General features: G+C 59.4%; 17 protein-coding genes. 8 read left to right on the forward strand and 9 right to left on the reverse strand.

Translation table 11 applies throughout. From position 1 onward, the window contains the following. Positions 1-117 precede the first annotated feature (117 nt). Positions 118-564: a hypothetical protein gene (locus ACTJJ7_RS13705; protein WP_105732466.1), complete on the forward strand. Its 447-nt coding sequence runs from the start codon at positions 118-120 to the stop codon at positions 562-564. A 55-nt stretch (positions 565-619) separates the two neighbouring features. Here the strand turns inward: ACTJJ7_RS13705 and ACTJJ7_RS13710 are convergent, their stop codons facing one another. After that, complete coding sequence (locus tag ACTJJ7_RS13710; protein ID WP_440967493.1) at positions 620-1531, reverse strand: diacylglycerol/lipid kinase family protein; 912 nt, start codon at positions 1529-1531, stop codon at positions 620-622. A 69-nt stretch (positions 1532-1600) separates the two neighbouring features. After that, positions 1601-2890, reverse strand: coding sequence for a glucoamylase family protein (locus ACTJJ7_RS13715; protein ID WP_440967495.1), 1290 nt, complete (start codon positions 2888-2890; stop codon positions 1601-1603). Between the two features lie 169 nt (positions 2891-3059). Between ACTJJ7_RS13715 and ACTJJ7_RS13720 the strand changes: the two genes are divergently transcribed. The 4 genes from ACTJJ7_RS13720 to ACTJJ7_RS13735 all read left to right on the forward strand — a co-directional run bounded on the left by ACTJJ7_RS13720 (position 3060) and on the right by ACTJJ7_RS13735 (position 8766). Beyond that, positions 3060-3755 (forward strand): fumarylacetoacetate hydrolase family protein, encoded by a 696-nt coding sequence (locus ACTJJ7_RS13720; RefSeq protein WP_440967497.1) that lies wholly within the window; start codon positions 3060-3062, stop codon positions 3753-3755. Between the two features lie 329 nt (positions 3756-4084). Next, a complete protein-coding gene (locus ACTJJ7_RS13725; protein ID WP_105732470.1) occupies positions 4085-4567 on the forward strand; it encodes a hypothetical protein in 483 nt (160 codons plus the stop codon). 276 nt (positions 4568-4843) lie between these two features. Beyond that, on the forward strand, positions 4844-7375 hold the full coding sequence (gene mprF / locus ACTJJ7_RS13730; protein ID WP_245420965.1) for a bifunctional lysylphosphatidylglycerol flippase/synthetase MprF: 2532 nt from the start codon (positions 4844-4846) through the stop codon (positions 7373-7375). Then, positions 7372-8766, forward strand: coding sequence for a virulence factor family protein (locus ACTJJ7_RS13735; RefSeq protein WP_130270363.1), 1395 nt, complete (start codon positions 7372-7374; stop codon positions 8764-8766). Before mprF ends, ACTJJ7_RS13735 begins: the two co-directional genes overlap by 4 nt. A gap of 33 nt (positions 8767-8799) precedes the next feature. Here ACTJJ7_RS13735 and ACTJJ7_RS13740 read toward each other — a convergent pair whose 3' ends face one another. Next, positions 8800-9825, reverse strand: coding sequence for a bile acid:sodium symporter family protein (locus ACTJJ7_RS13740; RefSeq protein WP_440967498.1), 1026 nt, complete (start codon positions 9823-9825; stop codon positions 8800-8802). A gap of 92 nt (positions 9826-9917) precedes the next feature. Between ACTJJ7_RS13740 and ACTJJ7_RS13745 the strand changes: the two genes are divergently transcribed. Further along, a complete protein-coding gene (locus tag ACTJJ7_RS13745) occupies positions 9918-10778 on the forward strand; it encodes a LysR family transcriptional regulator (protein WP_105732473.1) in 861 nt (286 codons plus the stop codon). Here the strand turns inward: ACTJJ7_RS13745 and ACTJJ7_RS13750 are convergent. From ACTJJ7_RS13750 to ACTJJ7_RS13765, 4 genes are all read right to left on the reverse strand, one after another. Beyond that, a complete protein-coding gene (locus ACTJJ7_RS13750) occupies positions 10775-12574 on the reverse strand; it encodes a GGDEF domain-containing protein (protein ID WP_440967501.1) in 1800 nt (599 codons plus the stop codon). The genes ACTJJ7_RS13745 and ACTJJ7_RS13750 overlap by 4 nt on opposite strands. 148 nt (positions 12575-12722) lie before the next feature. After that, the gene (locus ACTJJ7_RS13755; protein ID WP_130270369.1) at positions 12723-14516 is read right to left on the reverse strand and encodes a chloride channel protein; all 1794 of its coding nucleotides are present in this window, start codon (positions 14514-14516) and stop codon (positions 12723-12725) included. A 97-nt stretch (positions 14517-14613) separates the two neighbouring features. Then, complete coding sequence (locus ACTJJ7_RS13760) at positions 14614-14970, reverse strand: hypothetical protein (protein ID WP_105732476.1); 357 nt, start codon at positions 14968-14970, stop codon at positions 14614-14616. Positions 14971-15140: 170 nt separating this feature from the next. Further along, positions 15141-15761, reverse strand: coding sequence for a hypothetical protein (locus tag ACTJJ7_RS13765; protein ID WP_440967503.1), 621 nt, complete (start codon positions 15759-15761; stop codon positions 15141-15143). Between the two features lie 292 nt (positions 15762-16053). Here ACTJJ7_RS13765 and ACTJJ7_RS13770 point away from each other — a divergent pair, with 292 nt between their 5' ends. Together ACTJJ7_RS13770 and ACTJJ7_RS13775 are read left to right on the forward strand one after the other, a co-directional pair. After that, complete coding sequence (locus ACTJJ7_RS13770) at positions 16054-16968, forward strand: GntR family transcriptional regulator (protein ID WP_280952388.1); 915 nt, start codon at positions 16054-16056, stop codon at positions 16966-16968. 338 nt (positions 16969-17306) lie between these two features. Then, positions 17307-18683, forward strand: a complete 1377-nt coding sequence (locus tag ACTJJ7_RS13775; protein WP_440967505.1) for an aminotransferase — start codon at positions 17307-17309, stop codon at positions 18681-18683. A gap of 60 nt (positions 18684-18743) precedes the next feature. Here ACTJJ7_RS13775 and ACTJJ7_RS13780 read toward each other — a convergent pair whose 3' ends face one another. Continuing rightward, positions 18744-19694, reverse strand: a complete 951-nt coding sequence (locus ACTJJ7_RS13780) for a hypothetical protein (protein ID WP_440967507.1) — start codon at positions 19692-19694, stop codon at positions 18744-18746. Between the two features lie 141 nt (positions 19695-19835). Next, positions 19836-20945, reverse strand: a complete 1110-nt coding sequence (locus ACTJJ7_RS13785) for an OmpA family protein (protein ID WP_440967509.1) — start codon at positions 20943-20945, stop codon at positions 19836-19838. Positions 20946-21009: the final 64 nt, after the last annotated feature.

Consider the following 21009-nt stretch of genomic DNA (forward strand, 5'->3'; position numbering starts at 1 on the left):
GGGATTGTGGCAATAAAGTCCCATTGTGGCGATTGTGCCACTAGACAAATGGGTAAAAGCGAATAGTTTCCGGCCTAAACAGACATCATCCTGCGACGAGACTTTGCGGAGAAAGCCATGCGCCTGCCTACCTCTATTCTAAGCCGGATTGCCCCTCTGGCAGTTCTCATTCCTCTTGCCGCATGTTCCACAACCGGCGAGCCCAGCGCAGGCCCGACATTCGCAACCTTCTCTCCCGTCCGCCCGCCCGTCAGTTCGGAACTTGCGGCGCCGTGCATCGCTGCCGCAGCAAGCAAATACGTGCTTTCGGCGAGCAACATCAAGGCCGTGGATGAGCGCGCCGTCGGTGGCGGCGTCAACGAAGTCTCCCTGAAAGTCGATATCCGCAACGCGCTGTGCACCGTCACCGACAAGGGCAAAGTCCGCTCCGTCGTCGACACCATGCCGAAGAGCGCCGATCAGGTTGCTGCGGAAGAAGCGGCCGCTGCCAAGAAGGCAGCTGGCGGCACCGCAGCTCCGGCCAAAAAGTCGAAGAAGAAGCAGGCACAGCAGCAGGAAGGCTGATTGCCTTCAGGTTTCATACAGGCGGCGTGGCGAAAGCCACGCCGTTTTTGTTTTTTCACCCGGATGCCGGCTCGGCCGGAACCAACACTTTCAGCGCGCCCGCATGTACCTTGATGATGACGTCGCGCTCCAGCGGGATGAGTTCGCCGTCGATGGTCGCTTTCTTGCGGTGATGAAGATGCGGAAAATGCAGGCCGACTTCCCTGGCCAGTATCTCGTCGACGTCATTGTTGTTGCGCCACGAGCCCATCAGGATGGTGGCGGCCAATTTGGTAAGGGATGACAGCGATATCCGTTCGGCGATGTACAGGCCAAGTTTCCCCTGGTCCAGCCTGTCGGCGATTGGCATCAGACCCCGGCCATAGGGGTTGTTGGAGACGGAAATGGCCGAGACCGTGCGCTCGTCCGGTACACCATCGACAGTCAGCCGGACGGCAAAGCGCGGCGGGCGCCCCATCACCCTGGCGAATGCCCGCATGCTGGCCAGACGTTTGCCCCACTGGGAATTGTATTCGAGCGTGTTGCGCAGCTTGATCATCCGCGGTTGAAAGCCGATGGAGAACTGATGCACGAAGGCGCGGTCGTTGGCGGTCGAGATATCGGCTGCGGTTATCACGCCGCTGGCAAGGCTCTCCAGCGCGGCATTCAGCTCAAGCGGTATTTTCAGGGAGCGGGCAAACAGGTTCATGGTTCCGGCAGGCAGAACCGCCAGGGGAACGCCCGTCTTCCAGGCGAGGGCAGCCGCGGCGGAGATGGTTCCGTCACCGCCGCCGGCCATCAGCACGCCATCCCGATCCCGCGCGGCGGCCGTCTCAAGCGCCTTCACGATGTCCTTGCCGGCCACGATATCGCTCTGGAAGGCATGCCCATGCTGTTCGAAGATGTCCTTGGCCTTCAGGGCGAATGCGGCAATGTCCATGGTGCGGAAGGTGCCGCCATCGCGGTTGAAAACGGCGTGAACCTGCATGAATACTCCCCGATGACTGCTGCGATCCGCCGGAATCTTGCCGGCTGCTCCGATTGTGGCAATGCACAATCAGCCCAATGGTTCCAAAACAGGCGGCGTGGCAACGGCAAGATGCGGGCTGGAGAAGCCGAGCTTGAGCAAGCCGTCCCGAACTTCGGGCGCACCCATGAACAGGTTCCACAACAGGCCGGTGCGATGGTTCTCGATCATGGCGACCACGGGTCCCTGATCGATGCCGAGATAGGTGCGGGCAAACCATCCGCTGGTCTGTGAGAACGCATCGACAAAGCCAAAGCGCCCCCAGATTTTCGTTTGGGGAAGCTGGAAAAAATGCCGCAGGGCATGCATGGCCTCCTCGGGTAGATAGGGCAGGCTGCAAAGGGCGGCCGTGGGTGCAATCAGGCCGAAATCCGAGGCAGGGGAGCTGACGACATAGCCGGCCGGGCCATGGCTCGAGGTCAGCCCCCAACTGTGCGGACCATAGCCGCGATAGCCGTGCGGGTTGTCGACGCAGTGCTGGTAATTGATGCGGGCGTGGTTGCAGTTCTGCTGCCAGTAATCGGCGTAGCGGTCGGAAAGTCCGCGCGGATCGAGACCGCAGAACGAATAGTGCGCGAAGAACAGCGGCCCGCCATAGTCGGGACCGAGCGGCAGGTTGATACCGTAATAATCCCGCCGGTTGATGAACTGGCTGCCGGTGGCAAAACCCTCGTGGTAGATGTCGGCATCTATGCCGTGCCTGGGCGCGCCCGCCGCCAGCACATAGGCGATCAGTGCTTCATTCCAGCCGCGGATCGGTATATTGCGGGCAAAATGGTAGCGGGGGCTGTGGTGCCAGTACAGGACCTTTTCGTCATGCTTGATGTGCGCGGTCCATTCGACAGCGTGCCAGAGATGGTTGATACGGTCGCGCAGCGCAGTTTCTTCCGGGACCGGTGCGGCAAAATACTGCCGCACGCAGATCAAACCCTGCAGCAGGAATGCGGTTTCGACGAGGTCACCGCCGTCATCGCGCCTGGAAAAGGGGATGGTGGACCCGTCTCTGCCATGGAAGAAATGCGGAAACACGCCGTGATAGCGCTTGGTCTGTTCGAGCGCTGTCAGCATTGTGGCGATACGGCCGAGAGCCGCCTGCCGTTCGATCCAGCCGCGCTCGATTGCCACCAGTATGGCCATGAAACCAAAACCGCTTGCCCCTGCGGCAACAAGATCGTTCTTGGGGTCGGCATTTTTGCCGGTGCGGTCGCGGGCAAGCCCGCTATGGGGATGCGCGCCGTCCCAGAAATACTGGAAGCATGCGCGCTGGACCGCGTCCAGCAACCCCGCGTCATCCGGGGCCATGCCTGTTTTTTCACGCACGAATCTTTGATCCATAATGGCCGGGTATTCCTGCTACAGGGCACAATGACGCTGCATATGCCGGATTGCATTGGACGATTGTCTGACTTCTACACCATGTGTAGCGTGCCAAACAGCTTGCCAAGATCGAATCCGATCCCGGTCATCAATCTCATGTGAAGGGCCCATAATGCCGAACGATCAATTTGTTTTCCAGCCCGTTTCCCAGCCGGTTCTGCGTGTGACCGGCTCGGAAAAGCTGTTTCCCGTGCACCGGATTTATTGCGTCGGGCGAAATTACGCCGATCACGCCATCGAAATGGGGCATGATCCGAACCGCGAACCGCCGTTCTTCTTCCAGAAGAATCCGGATGCGCTGGTCACCGGCAATGGCGATTTTCCCTATCCCAGCGGCTCCAGCGACGTCCATTACGAGATGGAAATGGTCGTAGCTCTGGGCAAAGGCGGAACCGATATCGCCGTGGGGGATGCGCTTGATCACGTCTTCGGCTATGCGGTCGGCCTCGATATGACGCGGCGCGACTTGCAGGGGGAAGCCAAGAAGCTGGGACGCCCGTGGGACGTGGCCAAGGCATTCGAAGCGTCCGCACCCTGTTCCGACATCGTTCCGGCAGCAAAAATCGGCCATCCGTCCTCCGGCGCCATCTGGCTCACGGTGAACGGTCAGGAGCGCCAGCGCGGCGATCTCAGGCAACTGATCTGGAATGTCCCTGAAACCATCGCCTATCTCTCGACACTGTTCACGCTTCAGGCGGGCGACCTGATCTTTTCCGGAACGCCTGCCGGTGTGGGCGCCATCGTGCGCGGCGATGAAATGCATGGCGGCGTCGACGGTATCGGCGAGATTCGGGCGCGGGTCGTCTAGGTCCTGACCCTAGTCTCAAGCGCCATGCCGCTGAATTTTGCCAGCGAAGGGAAGTGTTTTCGCGTTGGCATCAGCAAAAAAGTGAAAAATAAATTTTGACGCCGATCTGCGGGGATATCTCGATCCGTTTCACGCAGGTCAGCGTCAAACCGGTCCAAAATGGGCCGGCGGGCGCTCAAGTTTGACAGTTTTGTGTCTGTGCATTGATGGTGTTCCGGCTAAACAAATCCGCATGACATTTTTGTTAGAAACGTCCCTGTTGTCTTTGAAATCAAATGGTCTATTGAAGAATCTGTTTTTCTCTCACCAGAACTCCAGAGCACCCGTTTATGAACCACCGCATTCTCTTTGGCTCCTATCCGATCCCGCGCTTTGCCGGGATTGCCAGCCATAATTTTGTGGTTTGGACCGATGAGACGGGCAGGCCGCTCTATGAGATCAATGGCGGTGCAGCCAATGCGGACGGCAGTTTCAACTACTGCGCCATTCGCGGCCGGCTGACAGCTGTGGTAACCGACTATTCCAAGCGCGACCTGATCTATTGCCCCGAGTTCTATGTGCGCCCGACATCGCGCACCACACTGCTGCTTGAAGGAAATTATACGTCCATCGCCACAAAATGGCGTGCGGCGGTGGATGTCGCGTCGCGCATCCGTGCATCCGGCCTCATCTATTCGTTCCTGATCCAGAACAGCAACTCCGTGGCAACGGCCATTGCCGAAGGGATGGGGCTGACGCCGCCATCCGCAGCTGTCGGAAGAGTAAGGGCACCGGGATCGTATCGTCACCTTGCGCTGGATCAAGCGGCCTAGTAGCGCAATTCATCAGAATGCAATAACAAGCACACAATAGTGCACTCGATTTTGGCTCGGCCAAAATCGAGCGTTCGTGTTGTGGCATACTGCCGCCATTATTACATAGCTTATCACGCCTGGCCAAAGTCATGGGGATTTTGGCACTATTGGAAAGACGACGCATTGATTTCGGACCCTGCCACGTCTCCGGTTCATAGCAACGAGAAAGCGCTGCAGAGAATTAACGCGCGCTCGCAGCTTAAACTGCCGTGGGGAAAGCGGACGAAATCGGCGATGTTCGCCTTCTTCGGCGTTGGCGTGGCTGTTCTCAGCCTGCTGGTGCTGACGCATTTGTCGAGCGAGATTTCGTTCAAGGCCGTCAAACATTCCATCCACGCGATACCGAACAGCACATTGCTGCTGGCGCTGTTCTTTACCTTCGTCAGCTTTGCCGCCGTTGCGCTCTATGACGTGGTGGCGGTGGAAACCATCGCACCCAAGCGGGTGCCCTATTATATCTCCGCCATGGCAGGCGGTGCCGGATATGCCATCTCCAACGCGCTCGGATTCTCGCTGCTGACCGGCGGGGCGCTGCGTTATCGGGTCTATGCCGCTGAAGGCATCAATGTGGCCGACATCGGCCGGATCATCGGCACGTCGTGGCTGGCCATCTGGTTTGCCTTCACCATCATGATTGCCGTTGCGCTGGTGATCGATCCCACGCGTATTCCCTGGATCGTGTCGTTCGGTCCGGTGATTGACCAGATGATCGGTGCGTCCATTCTGCTTGCGGTGGCGGTCCTGCTCTACTGGCTGTCGCGCCGCGAGCGCACGTTGCGCATCGGCCGTATGTCGGTGCGCCTGCCGTCGTCGCAAGGCGCCATGCTGCAGATCATTGCGGGATTGGTCGATGTTGCCGCCGCTGCGGCGACCCTTTATGTCCTGATGCCACACGGAGCGGTGCCGAGCATCGCCGCCTTTGCGCTGATCTATGTGGTCGCCGTGGCCCTTGGCATCATCAGTCATGCGCCGGGTGGCATCGGCGCGTTCGAGGCCACGATGATTGCCGGTCTGGGGATTGGCACCAATCCCGACGCGATTGCTGCCTTGCTGGCGTACCGGGCGATCTACACGCTCATTCCGTTCCTTGTCGCCATCATCGGCTTTGTCATCTCGGAAATACTGCGGCGCCGGCACCTCATTGCCGGGCCGACCATGCTGGCCGTGCGGGTGTTCGAAACGCTGATACCGCCGCTTTCCGCCGGTATCGCCTTTCTCGGCGGCATTGTCCTGCTGATTTCCTCGGTCACGCCAGACTTCACGCGCCGCCTCGAGGTGCTCTCGGATTTCGTGCCGATGCCGTTTTTGGAAATGTCGCATCTCGGCGCGAGTTTTGTCGGTCTGGCCCTGCTCATCGTGGCGCGGGGACTGGCGCGGCGGCTCTGGCGCGCCTGGGTGATGGCTGTTGTCCTCTTCAGCCTGGGGGCGGTCTTTTCCCTGGCAAAGGGACTGGACTGGGAAGAAGCACTGGCCCTGACCCTGATGGCGGGCGTGCTGCTGCTGTTCGGCGATTCCTTTTACCGCAAGCCGATGGGGGAAAGTTTCAAGCTGACCTGGGGCTGGCTTGCCAGTATCGGCACCACCGCCTTTGCCGTGCTGTGGCTCGGTTTCTTCGCCTATCGCCATGTGGAATATGCCAACCAGCTCTGGTGGGAATTTGCCTGGGATGCGCAGGCATCCCGCTTCCTGCGCGGCAGCGTGCTGCTGCTGACCCTGCTGGCGGCGATCACCATCAACACGGTGATCAACGGTGTCGGGCGCGGCAAATTGCGGGCGCAACCCATCCCGGAAGAGGTGCCGGATCTGGTGGCGCAATCGCCGCGGGCCTCCGATGCGCTGGCACTCTTGGGCGACAAACGGTTCTTGATGGATGGCAAGGGGCGCGGCTTTGTCATGTTTGCCCGCTCCGGCGGCAGTCTGGTGTCGATGGGCGAGCCGGTCGGCGGGGATGACGGTGTCATTGCGGGGCTTGCGTGGGCGTTTCGCGACATGGCGGATCGCACCGGCGCCCGGACCGTTTTCTACGGCGTCGGACCGGAACGCCTGCCGCTGTTCCTCGACATGGGCCTGACAGCGCTCAAGCTCGGCGAAGTGGCGCGCGTGGAACTGCGTGATTTTTCGCTGGAGGGTTCAAAACGCCAGCCGCTGCGCTATGCGGCAAGGCGGCTGGAAAAAGAAGGCATCTCCTTTGAAATCCTGCCCAAGGAGCAGACACCGGCCGTCATGGATGAACTGCGCGAGGTGTCGGATGCCTGGCTCGAAATGAAATCAGGTTCCGAAAAGCGTTTCTCGCTCGGCTCGTTCGAAGTGGCGTATCTCTCGCATTTCGACATTGCGGTCCTGCGCAAGGATGGTGCTATCGTGGCTTTTGCCAATGTCTGGCGCGGCGCGGGGCAGAAGGAAATTGCTGTTGATCTGATGCGGCACCGGCCCGATGCATCAAGCGTTATCATGGATGGCCTGTTTGCCAATCTGCTGATGGCGGCGAAGGCAGAGGGCTATGAATGGTTCAATCTCGGTGCTGCACCCTTGTCCGGTCTTTCCGACAGCCACCTTGCGTCCCGCTGGAACCGCATCGGGTCGTTCATCTACCGGCGCGGTGCCGAATTTTATCGATTTGACGGATTGCGCGCGTTCAAGGATAAGTTCGGGCCGAAATGGACGCCCTATTATCTGATTTGCCCCCCAGGCCTTGCCACGCCGCGTTCGCTGATCGATGCAACGAATTTGGTAAGCGGCAGCCCCTTCGAGGTGTTTAAACGATGAAATTTCTACGCAGGCCCTATCTGTATCTCGTTGCTGCGCTTGTGATTATCAGCATCATTCTCTCCGTCACCTATCGCACCATGCCCTGGCTTGGTTTCGGGACCTCCGGACGCATTCTGGTCACATCCGAACGCTTGAGCGAGGTGCCGCTGCTGCAGCCGCGCATGAAGCCAACCGGTATTGCCATTCTCGTGTCGCAGACCGGCGGTATCGGTGCTGATGACGAGGCGCTGTCCAAGCTGCTGCTCGATCGCGGGTTCCTCGTCCTGATGGTCGATCTGGAAAGGTGGCGTCAGCAACTCAACCAGGATACGGGCGAATGCACCTATTTCGTCTCCGATCTTGAGGGCATTGCGAAGGAAGCTCAGCGCATGATTTCTCTCGATACCTATATGCATCCGGTGATGATCGGCATTGGCGAAGGCGGCGTGATGTCCTATGCCTCGGTCGCCAATTCACCGGCGGCAACCCTTGCGGGTGCGGTGGCACTCGACCCGACCGTTGCGCTCAACACCAAGCTGCCCTCCTGCGAGGGGGCGGATTTCGAGCCCGTGGCCGGACAGGGCTACAGCTATTCCTATGATGCCGACCTGCCCAATCCGGCGGTGATCGTGCGGGAAAAGGCCGATCCGGCACCATCCGGTCCGCCGACCCCCGGTTATTTCAAGGCGCAGGAGAAGCTGGCCGCAGGCAAGCCCGAGCGCATGCAGATGGCGGCGGATGCGGCAGTGGAAATTGCCAAGGAAGATGCCTCCGCCGATACCCTGCCGATCGTTGATATTCCAAGCAGCAGCGGCCCGGCGAAATATCTCGCTGTCTTCTTCTCCGGCGATGGCGGCTGGCGCGATATCGACAAATCCGTCGGCGACATCATCGCCAAGGAAGGGGTGCACGTCGTCGGTGTCGATTCCCTGCGGTACTTCTGGTCGGTGCGCAAACCGGAGGACATCGCCAAGGATATCGGCCGCATCATCAAGAAAGCCGATCCGACAAGCAAGCTGCCCGTGGTTCTTCTCGGCTATTCCTTCGGGGCGAACACGGTGCCCTTCGCCTGGCCCTTCATTCCCGAGCATCTGCAACAGCGTATCGCCATGGTCGGGCTGATCGGCACGGAGGAGACCACGCCGTTCCAGGTCTCGGTCGGTGCGTGGCTGGGTCTGGGCGGCGACAACGAGGTGGCGCCCGCCGTTGCCAAACTGCCGCCGGCAAAGGTTCTGTGCGTCTATGGCACGCAGGAGGACGATACGGCCTGCAATGACCCCTCGCTCAGCACGGTGCAGAAAATCCAGTTGAAGGGCGATCACCACTACGATGAAAAATATGACACGCTGGCCGCCAAGCTGATGGAAGCCATCGCATCCCGCGTGCCGGCGCAGCCATCCGCGCAGTAATGTTGCCAGTTCGAATCTGGAGACCCGCGCCGCCTAGCCGGCGGCGCTGGTTGCAGCCTTTTTATCCCCGGAGGATTGGACTGGGGCCTCGGATGCCTGCTTCTTGTGCGCATCCGCGTAGCGCTGGGCAATGACCGCACAGGCCATCAACTGGATCTGGTGGAACAGCATCAGCGGCAGCACGATGCTGCCAATGTTCTGACCGGCGAAAATCACCGTGGCAATGGGCACGCCGCTGGCCAGACTCTTCTTCGAGCCGCAGAAGGTGATGGCGATCTCGTCCTCCTTGGAGAAACCCAGCCAGCGGCTGCCATACATGGTCGTGAGCAGGACCAGTGCAAGAAGCACGATGTTGACGGCAATGACCACGCCGAGATCGCGCAGCGACATGGTCTTCCACAGGCCTTCATTCACCGACTCGCTGAAGGCGAGATAAACAACCATCAGAATGGAGCCGCGATCCACCGGCATCAGGATTTTCTTCTTGCTGCGGATGAAATCGCCGATCCATGGCTGCAGCACCTGTCCGAGAACGAAGGGGGCCAGCAATTGCAGCAGAATGGATTGCAGCGCATCCAGCGAGAACCCGGCGTGGCCGCTGGCGGAAAACAGCACGCCAGCCAGAAGCGGGGTCAGGAACATGCCGAAAATATTCGAGGCGGATGCCGAACAGATGGCGGCGGGAACATTGCCGCCGGCTATCGATGTAAAGGCGATGGACGACTGCACCGTTGACGGCAGAACGCACAGAAACAGAATGCCGGTGTAAAAAGCCGGCGGCAGGATGGTAGGAACAAGCACACCGGCCGCCAGACCGAAGATCGGGAACAGCACGAAGGTGGCAGCGAGAATCGTCAGATGCAGTTTCCAGTGCAGAAACCCGGCAATGACCACATCCCGCGACAGGCGCGCGCCGTGCAGGAAAAACAGAAGCCCGATGGCCACTTTCGTCGCCAGACCGAAATAACCGGCGGCCACGCCGCTGACGGGGAAAAACGATGCAAGCACAACGGTTGCAACCAGCATCAGGGTGAAATTGTCAGGCAGGAAACGGGACATGGCTGTTATTCCGGTACGATAGATTTGCGGTAGCATCCACTATCATGATATAGGATGCAAGGAATAACACTTATCATGATTCAGGATTTCATATGCTTGATCTCATGCAATTGCGCAGTTTCGTCGCGCTGGAGCAGATGGGCAGTTTTTCCCTGGCGGCGAAAAAGCTGGGGCTGGGCCAGTCAACCGTCAGCCAGCATATCCAGAGGCTGGAGACGCAGCTCGGCCGCAGTCTGGTGCAGCGCGATACGCATCGTCTTGCCCTGACGCCGGATGGCGAGGCGCTGCTTGCCCATGCGCGGACCATGCTGACGATCAATGGCGAAGTGCAGGCGCTTTTCGCTGAAAACAGCTTGCGCGGTCATCTGCGCCTGGGTGTTTCCGAAGATTTTGTCACCAGCCGTCTTCCTGACGTGCTGGAGGATTTCGGCCGGGCGCACCCGTCCGTCGACCTGGAACTCACGGTTTCCTTGAGCGGTGTCCTCTATGAAATGCTGGACCGGGGTGAGATCGATCTGGTCCTGGCCAAGCGCCGTCTTGGCGACCCGCGCGGCGAGCTGGTCTATCGCGAGCCGCTGGTCTGGCTGGCGCGTGATCCGGCGCGTCTCGTTGGAAAGCAGAAGGCATTGCCGCTGATCGCCTTTCCACCGCCGAGCATCACCCGCCGCGTCGCGCTGGAGACACTGGAAAAGCATCAGATTCCCTGGCGTATCGTCTGCACCTGCGGCAGTCTCAGCGGCCTGATTGCGGCAGCGAGAGCCGGCATGGGCGTTCTGGTGCAGCCGCGCAGCATGGTTCCGGCCGGCTTGCAGGAGCTTCCCGCGGGCCGGCTGCCGGCGCTTGAGGATGTGGAATTCGTGCTGGTTCCGCGCAAGGGCGCCGACGGCGAACTGATCGCGGCGCTGTCGAAGGAAATCCTGTCGAATGTCCGCAATTTCCAGAATGCCAGTTAAACCTCTGTCAGATTGCTGAACACCAGTCCGGACGGATTGGCTTTGGCCGATGCCTTGATCGCCGCGATGGATGCGCTGACCCGGTTGACATCCGCATGCATGAGACCTTCGCCAATCTCCAGCACGGCAATGCTGCAGCGCATGAGCGGAAAATGGCGCTCGCCGCCGGACCGGTCATGGGCGCGGATGGCGCCGGCAGCGCGGTCTTCCGGCGTATAGAGATCAAGCACATTGGTCCGGAAATCGCTCAACAGACCGGTCAGCCGTTCCTCGATTTCCGCCCGGCTGCCTCCGCTCATCCCGATGAAGAAGTCGTCGCCGCCGACATGGCCGAGGAACTTGTCTTCCCCGACAAAATGATGCCGGAGCAGCGAGGCAAACAGGCCGATGGCCAGATCGCCCTTCTGGAAGCCGTAATGATCGTTGAACGGCTTGAAATTGTCGAAGTCGCAATAGCAGAAGAAGCGGGTCGATGAACCGTCCCGCATGATGTCCTGCACATAGTCGCGGATGGAGCGATTGCCCGGCAGGCCGGTCAGCGGATTCTGGTCCTGTGCGGTCTTCAGCTGCTTCTCATTGATGATTTTCAACAGGGACGAGGCGGAGAGGACACCGGCATAGCGCAGGTTCTCGGTCAGGATCACGCAGTCGCTGCCGTCGATTCCGGCGAAAATCTTGAGCATCTGCTCGGCGGGCGTATCGAGATCGGCGATCGGGGTTCCGGTCACGAAGTGCGAGATGCCGCGCTGATAAATGCGGTTTTTCAGCAGATCGCGGCCGAAGGGATGATAGATCATCGCCTTGACGTGATATTCGTGCAAAACGCCGCGTGGCTCGTCATTGGCGCTGAGCACCGGAAAAAAGCTCTGCTGCGGGTTTTTGCGAAAGAGTTCAAAGACATTGTCGAGATCGTCGTTCTCACGCACGGCGGGAAGGCGCTGCACCTGCGCCCGGATGAGAATGCTGTCGAGTGTCGTGGTCTGGCGGCGCCCGCTGCCGGCCTGTTCCAGATGGGGATAGGTATCCTGCAGCTCCCCGACATGGGTGGTGGGGCGCGCGATGTAATATCCCTGGACGAGATCGCAGCCGAGATCGCGGCAGACGATATATTCCGCTTCCGTTTCCACGCCTTCGGCAATGACGCGTGCACCCAGCATATGACCCATCTGGACAATCTGCTTGACGATGTGGCGTTTGCGCGGGCTGGCGTCGAGACCCGAGATGAAGTGGCGGTCGATCTTCACATAGTCGGTCGGATAGTCGCACAGCAGTTTCAACCCGTTGAAACCGACGCCGAAATCATCGATGGCAAGCTTGAAGCCGCCATGGCGCAGCTTGTTGATCAGTGCGGTGAACGCCGCGTCCTTGGTGTTGTCGAAGCGCTCGGACAGTTCGAAGCAGATGGAGGAGGGGCGGATGCTGGCTTTGATCAGCTGCTGGGCAAGGCGCTCGATGAAATTGGTGCCCAGGCTGATCAGCCGCGCGTCGATATTGATGAACAGCATGCGGTGGGTGAAGCCGGGCAGGCCGGAAAACCCGGCAAAGGCCCGGCCGTTGATCATTTGTTCCAGCTCGGCCAGTTGGCCGACATCATGCGCCTTGTCGAGCAGTTCGGGCGGCGAACCAAAACCCAGCCGGTCAAACCCGCGCATGAGCGATTCATAACCGAAAGTCGCCCCGGTTGCCGCCTCGACGATCGGCTGGAATGCGGTTTCTATGGCCAGCTTTGCGAGGGTCACGAGCTGATCGTCACCAAAACGGCGCAGGACCAGCATTTCAGCGGGTTGGAAGGACATGGGGTACTCCGGCATGGATGCAAATTGCCGCCGGATAATTTCCGCTCATCCTTGAATATTCCGTTTCTGCCAGATGACAGTTTTATGAAGTTTGCAGCAGGTAATGGAGCAGCGGCATGCCGGTGGTGGTTTCAGCGCGTTTCCGGCCTTACAGTTCGCCGGAAATCTCCCGCCGCCGCTGGTCGAGTTCTTCACTGTAACGGCGCAGCGTATGGCTTTCCGTGAGAAGCCCGACGACGTTGCGTTCGATCAGGTTGTCAACGACAGCAAGCGCTTCGCTTTCCGTCTTGTCGAAAATGCCGACCGCCTGCTTGGCATTCATCTGCGGATGCAGGAAATCGCCCTGATACTTCATCAGGCTGCCGATTTCCTGGGTGCGCGCCGATTCGTCAACGATTTCCGAATGGGCTTCCGGTACGAGAACGATACCGGCATATTTGCCCGCATCGTCGAGGACCACGACGCGCTGGGTGGAGCCGAGGGGAAAATCGTGGCGGAAGTCGGCGATGGTCATATGGGTCGATGCGGTGCGCACATCCCGGCGCATCAGGCGGTCGACGGTGAGATTGCGGATCCAGCCGACATCGTGCGCGCTGCGGATGCTTTCCCCGCGCAGATGAAAGCGCCACGTGGCGAAGGAATAGCCAAAGGTGTTGCGCACGGTCAGCGATGCGGTGATGACAGCGGCCAGAACCAGCGCGGTGATCGGAAAATCCCCGGTGATTTCCAGAGCCAGGAAGGTCATGGTCAGCGGTCCGCCGATAACGGCGACCGCAAGGGAACTCATGCCGACTACCGCATAGATGACGGGTGTCAGTGTGGCATGGGCAAAGATGAAGGGAGCGGAGTAGGCGAATATCTTGCCGAGGAGGGCGCCCATGAACAGGGAGGCGAAGAAGAGACCGCCCCTGAAGCCGGAACCAATGGACACGGCGGATGCGATTGATTTGAGCAGGAGGATGCCGAGCAGCGAGGCAATGGTTGCGGTATGATCGAGATTGAGGTGGAGGGCGCCATGGCCGCCGGACAGCACCTGCGGCGAAACCAATGCAAGCGCACCCACGACAGCGCCGCCAATCGCCGGACGGATCGATGACGGAACCGAGCTCTTGCGGGCGAGTTCCTCGACAAAGGAGACGCCCTTCATCAGCAGGATGCCGGCACCGGCGCACAGGATGCCGAGGAGCAGCGCCGGTACGTAGTCGGCGGTGACGACGGTGCCGAAACTGCCGACGTCGATCATGAAATCACTGCCGACGAGGGCGCGGGCGACCATGGTGGAGATAAGGGCCGATACAACGACGGGCGCGAGGCTGGTGATGGTGTAGGAGCCGATGATCAGCTCGAAGGCGTAGAACGATCCGGTAAGCGGCGCGTTGAAGGCCGCCGAAATGGCGCCCGCCGCGCCGCATCCAACGAGAATGCGCAGTTCGGCCCGGCGCAACTGCAGGGACAGGCCGAGCTTGGATGCCAGGCCCGATGCCAGCTGGGTATAGCCGGCTTCCAATCCTACGGATGCGCCGAAACCGTTGGAGATGACATTCTGTACGGCGACGATGATGCTGTCGTTGAGGGAAAGCCGGCCGCCATGCAGGGCATTGGCCTCAATCGGATCGACCATGGGGCGTTTGCGCCAGCGTGCCAGTATCAGCACCAGAACACCGAGCAGAATTCCACCGGCAAGCGGAGCCGAAAAAACAATCACCTGATCCAGCGCACTCATGGAGCTTAAGCGTTCGCCCTCTTCGATCTTGAAGATGAGCTGGTGCATTTGCTGGGTAACAAGGCTCATGCCCGTGACCACGACACCGGCAACCAGGCCGATCAGTGCGGCGGCAAGCACAAGCCCAAGCTCGCTGCCGCGCGCGAAGGCCCGGAGCCGGCTGGGTGCCAGGAGAATGGAGAGGACACCAAGGCGGCGAATGTTGAATTTGCGGAGCATTTTGGACTGCAGGGACGAGGAAAGTTGCCCGTGCAGGTTTATACCCAAGGCGCAGCCGCGTCAAAACAAGAGGCACGTAAAATGGCGCGATTTGGCTTTAGCCGCGTGTATATCGGGGCCGGTGCGGAGCGGGAGAGCCGGGCTTGATCAAGGCGGCCTTGCGCGCCGCTGCCTCGGCCTGTTCACGGCGCAGCTGATGGGCTCTTGCCGCGTCGAGCGTCAGGCGCAATTCGAAATTCTTGCGGACGGCGCGGTCAAGCGAAAGCTCGGCAAGCCGCTTCACGTCCGATACACCCGAGGTATAAATCTGCAGGATGATCAGGGATATTTCCTGCGCATAGACCTTTGAGCGCGGGCCGAGATCCAGCATGCGGAAAGCTTCAGCGTAAGCCTTTCGCATGATTGCCAGGTCCTGCGGCGAGTAGACCGGTCCCGCCGAATCGCAAAAAATCATCGTTACCCCCGAAACGGCACGCGGCGCATGCTGTTACAACCCAATCAGCCCACAACCAAACTATTGGCAATAGGTGTGGAGAACAACTGGAAATCGTGCTGCGGCGTACAGGCGGCGGCAACGGTGGCTGGCAGGCCCGGCCTGACGGTCAGATTCCGGCGCATGCAAGGTCAGTGCGGGCAGGTCTGCGGCTGTCCGTTCAAGCCCTGATGCTTTATCTCGAATGTCGATTTTGACGTTTCGCCGTTTCGGGTGATCGTGACGACATAGATGCTGTCGAAATCGTCTTTCGGCCATTTCGGCACGGCGCCGGCATCGCCATTGTTGGCCTCGAGCAGGTCAGTGACAATGTTATCGATTTTCTTGTGTTCCCAGGCGACGAGGATGCGGGCATTGCGCAGTTTTGGCTTGCTGAGAGCCTTGGCGAGGTCCTTGCGCTCGGAAACGCCGATGCTTGCGTTGACCGGCAGGCCGAACGAAATGGCCGTCGGCTCGATCGTGGCCAGCGGGCGAATATAGTCATAGTTCTCGCCGCCGTCTTCCTTCTGATCGGAAGGGTTCGGCGCGAAAATATAATCGGGCTTGCCCAGTGTTTTGGCAATCACGGGGGGAAGAGCAAGGGCGCGATTCAGCCCCTGGCAATTGAGCTGGCCCAGGCCCTTTTCCGGCTTTTCACCATGCCTGATAAAGGCAATTGTCTGGACGCTGTCGCTGCTCCAGGCGGGCGCGGCGCCGGCTGTCAAAGCCAGCATGGCAATTGCGGTGAGTGGTCCGAATGATCGTAAAGCCATGGTGATTCCTTCCCTTTGCCAATTCCTATTCCGGCTAACATGGAAGCGCTACAGGATTCTTCGAGCGCCAGCCCGTCAGGACAGCCCGCAAGGACATCCGCCAATGCCATGATCTGGACGGATGAATGCCGTATCACCAGCCCCGGCATGTCCCCATGGCCGTTCGCCATTGAACAAATGTGATGGTTTGACGCAGAAAAGTGCGCATTTATGTTGGAAATGGCCTTATAAGGATTGATAAAAGTTCTTTGTTGGGAAAAAGTACAATTATTATTACAAGGGGTATCGGAACTTGACCAAGCACACGCCACTTCAGACACGGATTCGCGATCAATTGCAACGACGGTTCGGTGAGGACCTGCATGTCGGCGACCGGGTGAATGAGGCGGAAATTGCCGATGCCCTGGGGATTTCGCGCACGCCCGTGCGCAAGGTGCTGTGGCAGTTGCAGAATGAAGGTGTCGTCAGCTACGAGCAGCATCGCGGGTTTCGCCTCGCGGATGCAAGCGCCGACGTGTTTGATACGGATGCCGAGAAGAATGAGCTGCTGGATGAACGGGTGATGCGCGACATGGCGCTCGGTCAGCTCGGCAGCGTGATCAGCGAGCGGGCGCTGATGCAGAAATATGCGGTTCCGCACGGCATTCTCATGTCAACCCTGCGCCGCCTGATGCGCGATCAGCTGGTGGAGCCTTCCGTCGGTCACGGATGGATTTTTGCCGACGTCAGTGCGACTGCCCTGGAAAGCGGATACAAGTTCCGTCAGATTCTCGAGCCGGCCACCATTCTGGCCGATCCCTACTTCGTCGATGTCGAGGCCTTTCAGGCGATTGACCGCGACCATGCCAATACAATCGCCAATATCGAAAAAGTTGATCAGCGGCGGCTTTTCGATCTGGATGCCAAATTTCACCGGTTGGTTGCGCTCGGCGCCCGGTCTGCGCATCTGGTTGATGCCATCGAGCGGCAGAACAATATCCGGCGGGTCAACGAATATATCGGGTTTGTCCGGCTCGAGCGCATCCGCGAATCCCTTGGTGAGCACCGCAACATCATCGCGGCCCTGCTGCGCGGTGAGAGGCAGGTGGCTGCGGCCCTGATGCGGCTGCATCTGCAAATCTCCAGGGATGAAACATTCAAATACATCGATGACGATCTGGAGCGGGTCCGGGCGGGGGATTTGCATCTTTCCCTGGAGCAGGACTGATACGGCACCCGCCGGTTGCGGCAACTGCTGATCTGCGGATGGGATACGGATGTCCCATGTGGATGTTTTCCGTTTTTAACATGGATATAGTGCAATAAAGAATTTTCCCGCCGGAATTGCCGGATGCCGGGATAAATCCCTATTTCAAGAAACATCGCGGTGAATATACCAATAGACAGGCATGTTTTCGCCAATCTGTAAAAATATATTGTGCGATGCAATCGGGTAGAGCGGTTCAACCTGTGATATCGAAAAGCATTTTATATTGACAAAATGCAATATGTGACTTCTCATGAAGTGCAGATGCGATCAACGCATCGTTACTTCTGGAGGGATTCATGGATACAACAGTACAGTCTTGGGAGCGGCGCGAACTCGGCAGCTTCTTTCACACATTCTCGGATTTGGCATCGCTGCGGGAGGACGGGCCTGCCATCGTCGAGAAAGGCGATGGCGCCTATATCTTCGATACCGCCGGCAAGCGCTATTTCGAGGGCAATTCCGGTCTTTGGAACATGACGCTGGGATTTTCCGAAACGCGCCTGGCCGAGGTTGCCGCCCGGCAATATGCGCAGTTTCCCGGTTATCACACCTTCTTTGGCCGCAACTCAAAGCCGACCATTGCCCTGGCCGAGCGCATGCTTGAACTGGCGCCCGTGCCGATGAGCCGCGTCTTTTTTACAAATTCGGGCTCGGATGCCAATGAATCCGTCATCAAGCTCCTGTGGATGATGTGGGCGGCAGAGGGCCAGCCCAGGCGGCGCAAGCTTCTGACACGCAAGAACGCCTATCATGGCGCCACCGTCATGGCTTCGGCGTTGACGGGCAAGGATTACGTGCGGGCCTTCGGTCTGCCCAATGCCGAGATCGTTACCCTTGACTGTCCGCATAGCTGGCGCTTTGCGCTGCCGGGTGAAAGCGACGAGGACTATTGCGCGCGGCTTGCCGTCCGGCTCGAACAGCAGATTGTGGCGGAAGGCCCGGAGACCATTGCCGGCATGTTCGCCGAGCCCGTGATGGGGGCGGGCGGTGTCATCGTGCCGCCGGACGGGTATTTCCGCATGATCCAGCCGGTTCTGCAGCGTTATGGCATCCCGCTCGTCGCCGATGAGGTGATCTGCGGCTTTGGCCGGACAGGGCATCTGTGGGGTGCGCAGGCAGTCGGTCTGCAGCCGGATATCATCGTGGCATCAAAGAGCATGTCGGCGGGCTATTTCCCGATGGGCGCCGTGATGCTGTCCGCCGACATGGACAAGCGGGCGACCGCGGCCTGCGAACTTTGGGAAGAGTTTCCGCATGGTTATACCACTGGCGGCCATCCCGTCGGATGTGCCATTTCGCTGGAAGCGATCCGCATCATCACGGAAGAGGGCATTCTCGACAATATTCGCAAGGTCGGGCCGGTTTTTCAGGCCGGGTTGCGCACGCTGGCCGAACACCCCATGGTTGGCGAGGCGCGCGGCCTTGGCCTGATGGGCGCGCTGGAGATGGTGGCGGACAAGAAAACCAAGACCGCCTATGCGGGAGAGTATCGCGTTGGGGACAGGATCGCCAAGGCGGCACGGGATCTCGGCTTCATCATTCGTCCGCTCGGTGCCTCGGTGGTTCTGGCGCCGCCATTCATTGCCACGCTTGACCAGATCGGGCAGCTGCTGGATGTCCTGAAGCGGATTCTGGACGATGTTCATGCGGATGTGAACAGGCGTTGCGCCTGAGATATGCGGCCTGCTCCCGGCATTTCCGTCCGGGGGCAGGCCGTCTTGTATGCCGGCGGGTTATGCGGTTGCCGCCAGACCGGCATTTTCCTTGAGTTTCCTGAATTTTCCGGACATTTGCGACAGCTTGGCTTCCCATTCGGGATTGGGCGACTGGCCTTCAATCGTCCGGAAAAACACCTGCATCATGCATGTGATGGCAAACGGTTCGATGAGGGCGGCCTTGACGGCCCAGGCAAAGATGAGGGCGAGAAGGAAGCCGCCGGATGTCCAGCCGCCCGGAATCCAGTAGACCAGGGCTGCCGCCGGTGCCAGCATCACCAGGAATACGGCGATCGACAGGCCGTAGACGATGACGGTCAGAAACGCGGCATTGCGCAGCATCGTTCCCGCATTCTGGCCGTAGAGCACCAGTGCCGACTGTGCCGATTGCCAGGGATTGGGGCTGCGGGTCCGGATGATGTAGGCAAGCATGACCTCATCGATGAAGCCGACGGCAATGCGCAGAAATGCCCGGATCAGCGACATGAGCTGGTCCAGGCCGGGAAGGGGCAAAAAGGCGGTGATACCCTGCACCAGTCCGGTGATGGCCGCCAGCACGCCCTTTATCAGCTGGTCGACGGCAAAAAGGACGCTTGCCTCGGCGAACCGGTTTGCAACGATGCCTCTGGCGTACCGGATCTGTCCCTGATTGTCCGGCAATGGCCTGCCGTCGAGCAGCTCCACCAGCACGGCAATGTGCCCTGCCTTGACGACATAGAGGATGTATTCCCGCATGAGATAGAGGGCCCCGGCGGTCATGCAGAAGCCGACAAGCCCGCCGATGAAGATGGAATTGGCCCGGAACCCTTCATCGCCAAGGCCGCCAATACCCCAGCCGATACCGGCGCCGGTTGATGTGACGAGCACATAGGCGATGACCATGCCGAAGTAGATGGCAATTCTAAGCGCGATGAACGGGGCCGTGCGTGCCATGAGGCCGAGTGAACGCGTGATGCTGAAGTTCCACATGAGTGTCCTGCTTGATCTTTGAGAATGTGCAACTGCCGGCGTGCGATGATTGCCATGTCGGCCATTCATCTGCCAGTGGAGATTTGAAACTCTGAAACGCAATCCGCTGGCGGCATTTGCGCCGCCAGCGGATTGCGCGCATTAGCGCATTTTGACGAGTTCAACACGCCGGTTCTTCGAACGGTTTTCCTCGGTTGCATTGCTTGCCGCGGGGGCAGACATGCCTGCACCAAAGGAGCGCAGCCGCCCGATTGCGATGCCGTAACGATCTGCCAGCACTCTGGTCACCGAAGCCGCCCGGCGCTTGGACAGGTCGACATTGTAGTCGAAATTTCCGACGTCATCGGTGTGGCCGACAACCAGAACGTTGAGGTCCTGGTTCGATTTCATCATGTTGGCGATCTCGGACAATGCAGCGTCGGATTCCGGCTTGATGTCGGTCCGGTCCGTGTCGAAGAAAATGCCATAGAGGGCAACGCGGCCGCTGGTATCAAGGGCCGTTGCCATTTCGCGAGCATTGACGGTGATCATTTTCTGTTCGCGCTTTTCCGGCTCCACCACGTTGACGAGGGCGATCGTCCTGTCAGTATAACGGGCGCAACCGTCGGTGAAGCTCTTGGCAATGCGATAGGTGTGGACCGTCGCATAGGCGTCCGCGCCGCCCTGCGGAAAGCTCGCCGCAAAAAAGCGCTGGTCATCGATCTTGTACGGCAGGGCCGAGCAGCCCAAAGCATCATCAAATTTCGCCTGCAGCTTGCTCTCATCGATGAAGTACATCATCAGGCTGGTGTCCTCATTGCCGCCCGTTGGGACGCGGGCCGAAAGATCGGCGCTGCCGCCGCATTCTTCGCCCTTGCAGGAATAGAGGATCTTGCCGCCCTTCGCGGCGATTTCATCCTGATAGTTCCGTGTGACTTCAAGGGTGGAGCGCCCTTCAGGGGTGAGATAAATGAGCCGGGTCAGTTCGCCTTCGACCGTCTGTTTCTGCTTGGGCTTGAATACTTCCATATAGGTCCGCTCGATCTTTTCGCCCGTGTCGACAAGCGGAGACAGTGGAAAGGTGAAGTCGGTGAATTTCTGGTGAAGATGGCTCAAAATGAGCGAGCCTTCATAGCGCTTGAGCGCCGGGCTGTCCGATGCGCCCGCAATATCCTTTTTGGGCAGCGCCGTTTCCTCAGCCCATGCGGCTGTTGCCATCATGGCCACGATCAGGCTGGTGCGGACACATAATTTCGTGAAGTGGTTGAACATGGTTTTTCCTGTCAATGGTCAGTTGAGTTGTATTCGCCAAGCTATGAGCCTGTGCCGCCGGGTC

The sequence above is a fragment of the Phyllobacterium sp. 22229 genome, assembly GCF_052056495.1.
Taxonomy (GTDB): Bacteria; Pseudomonadota; Alphaproteobacteria; order Rhizobiales; family Rhizobiaceae; genus Phyllobacterium; species Phyllobacterium myrsinacearum.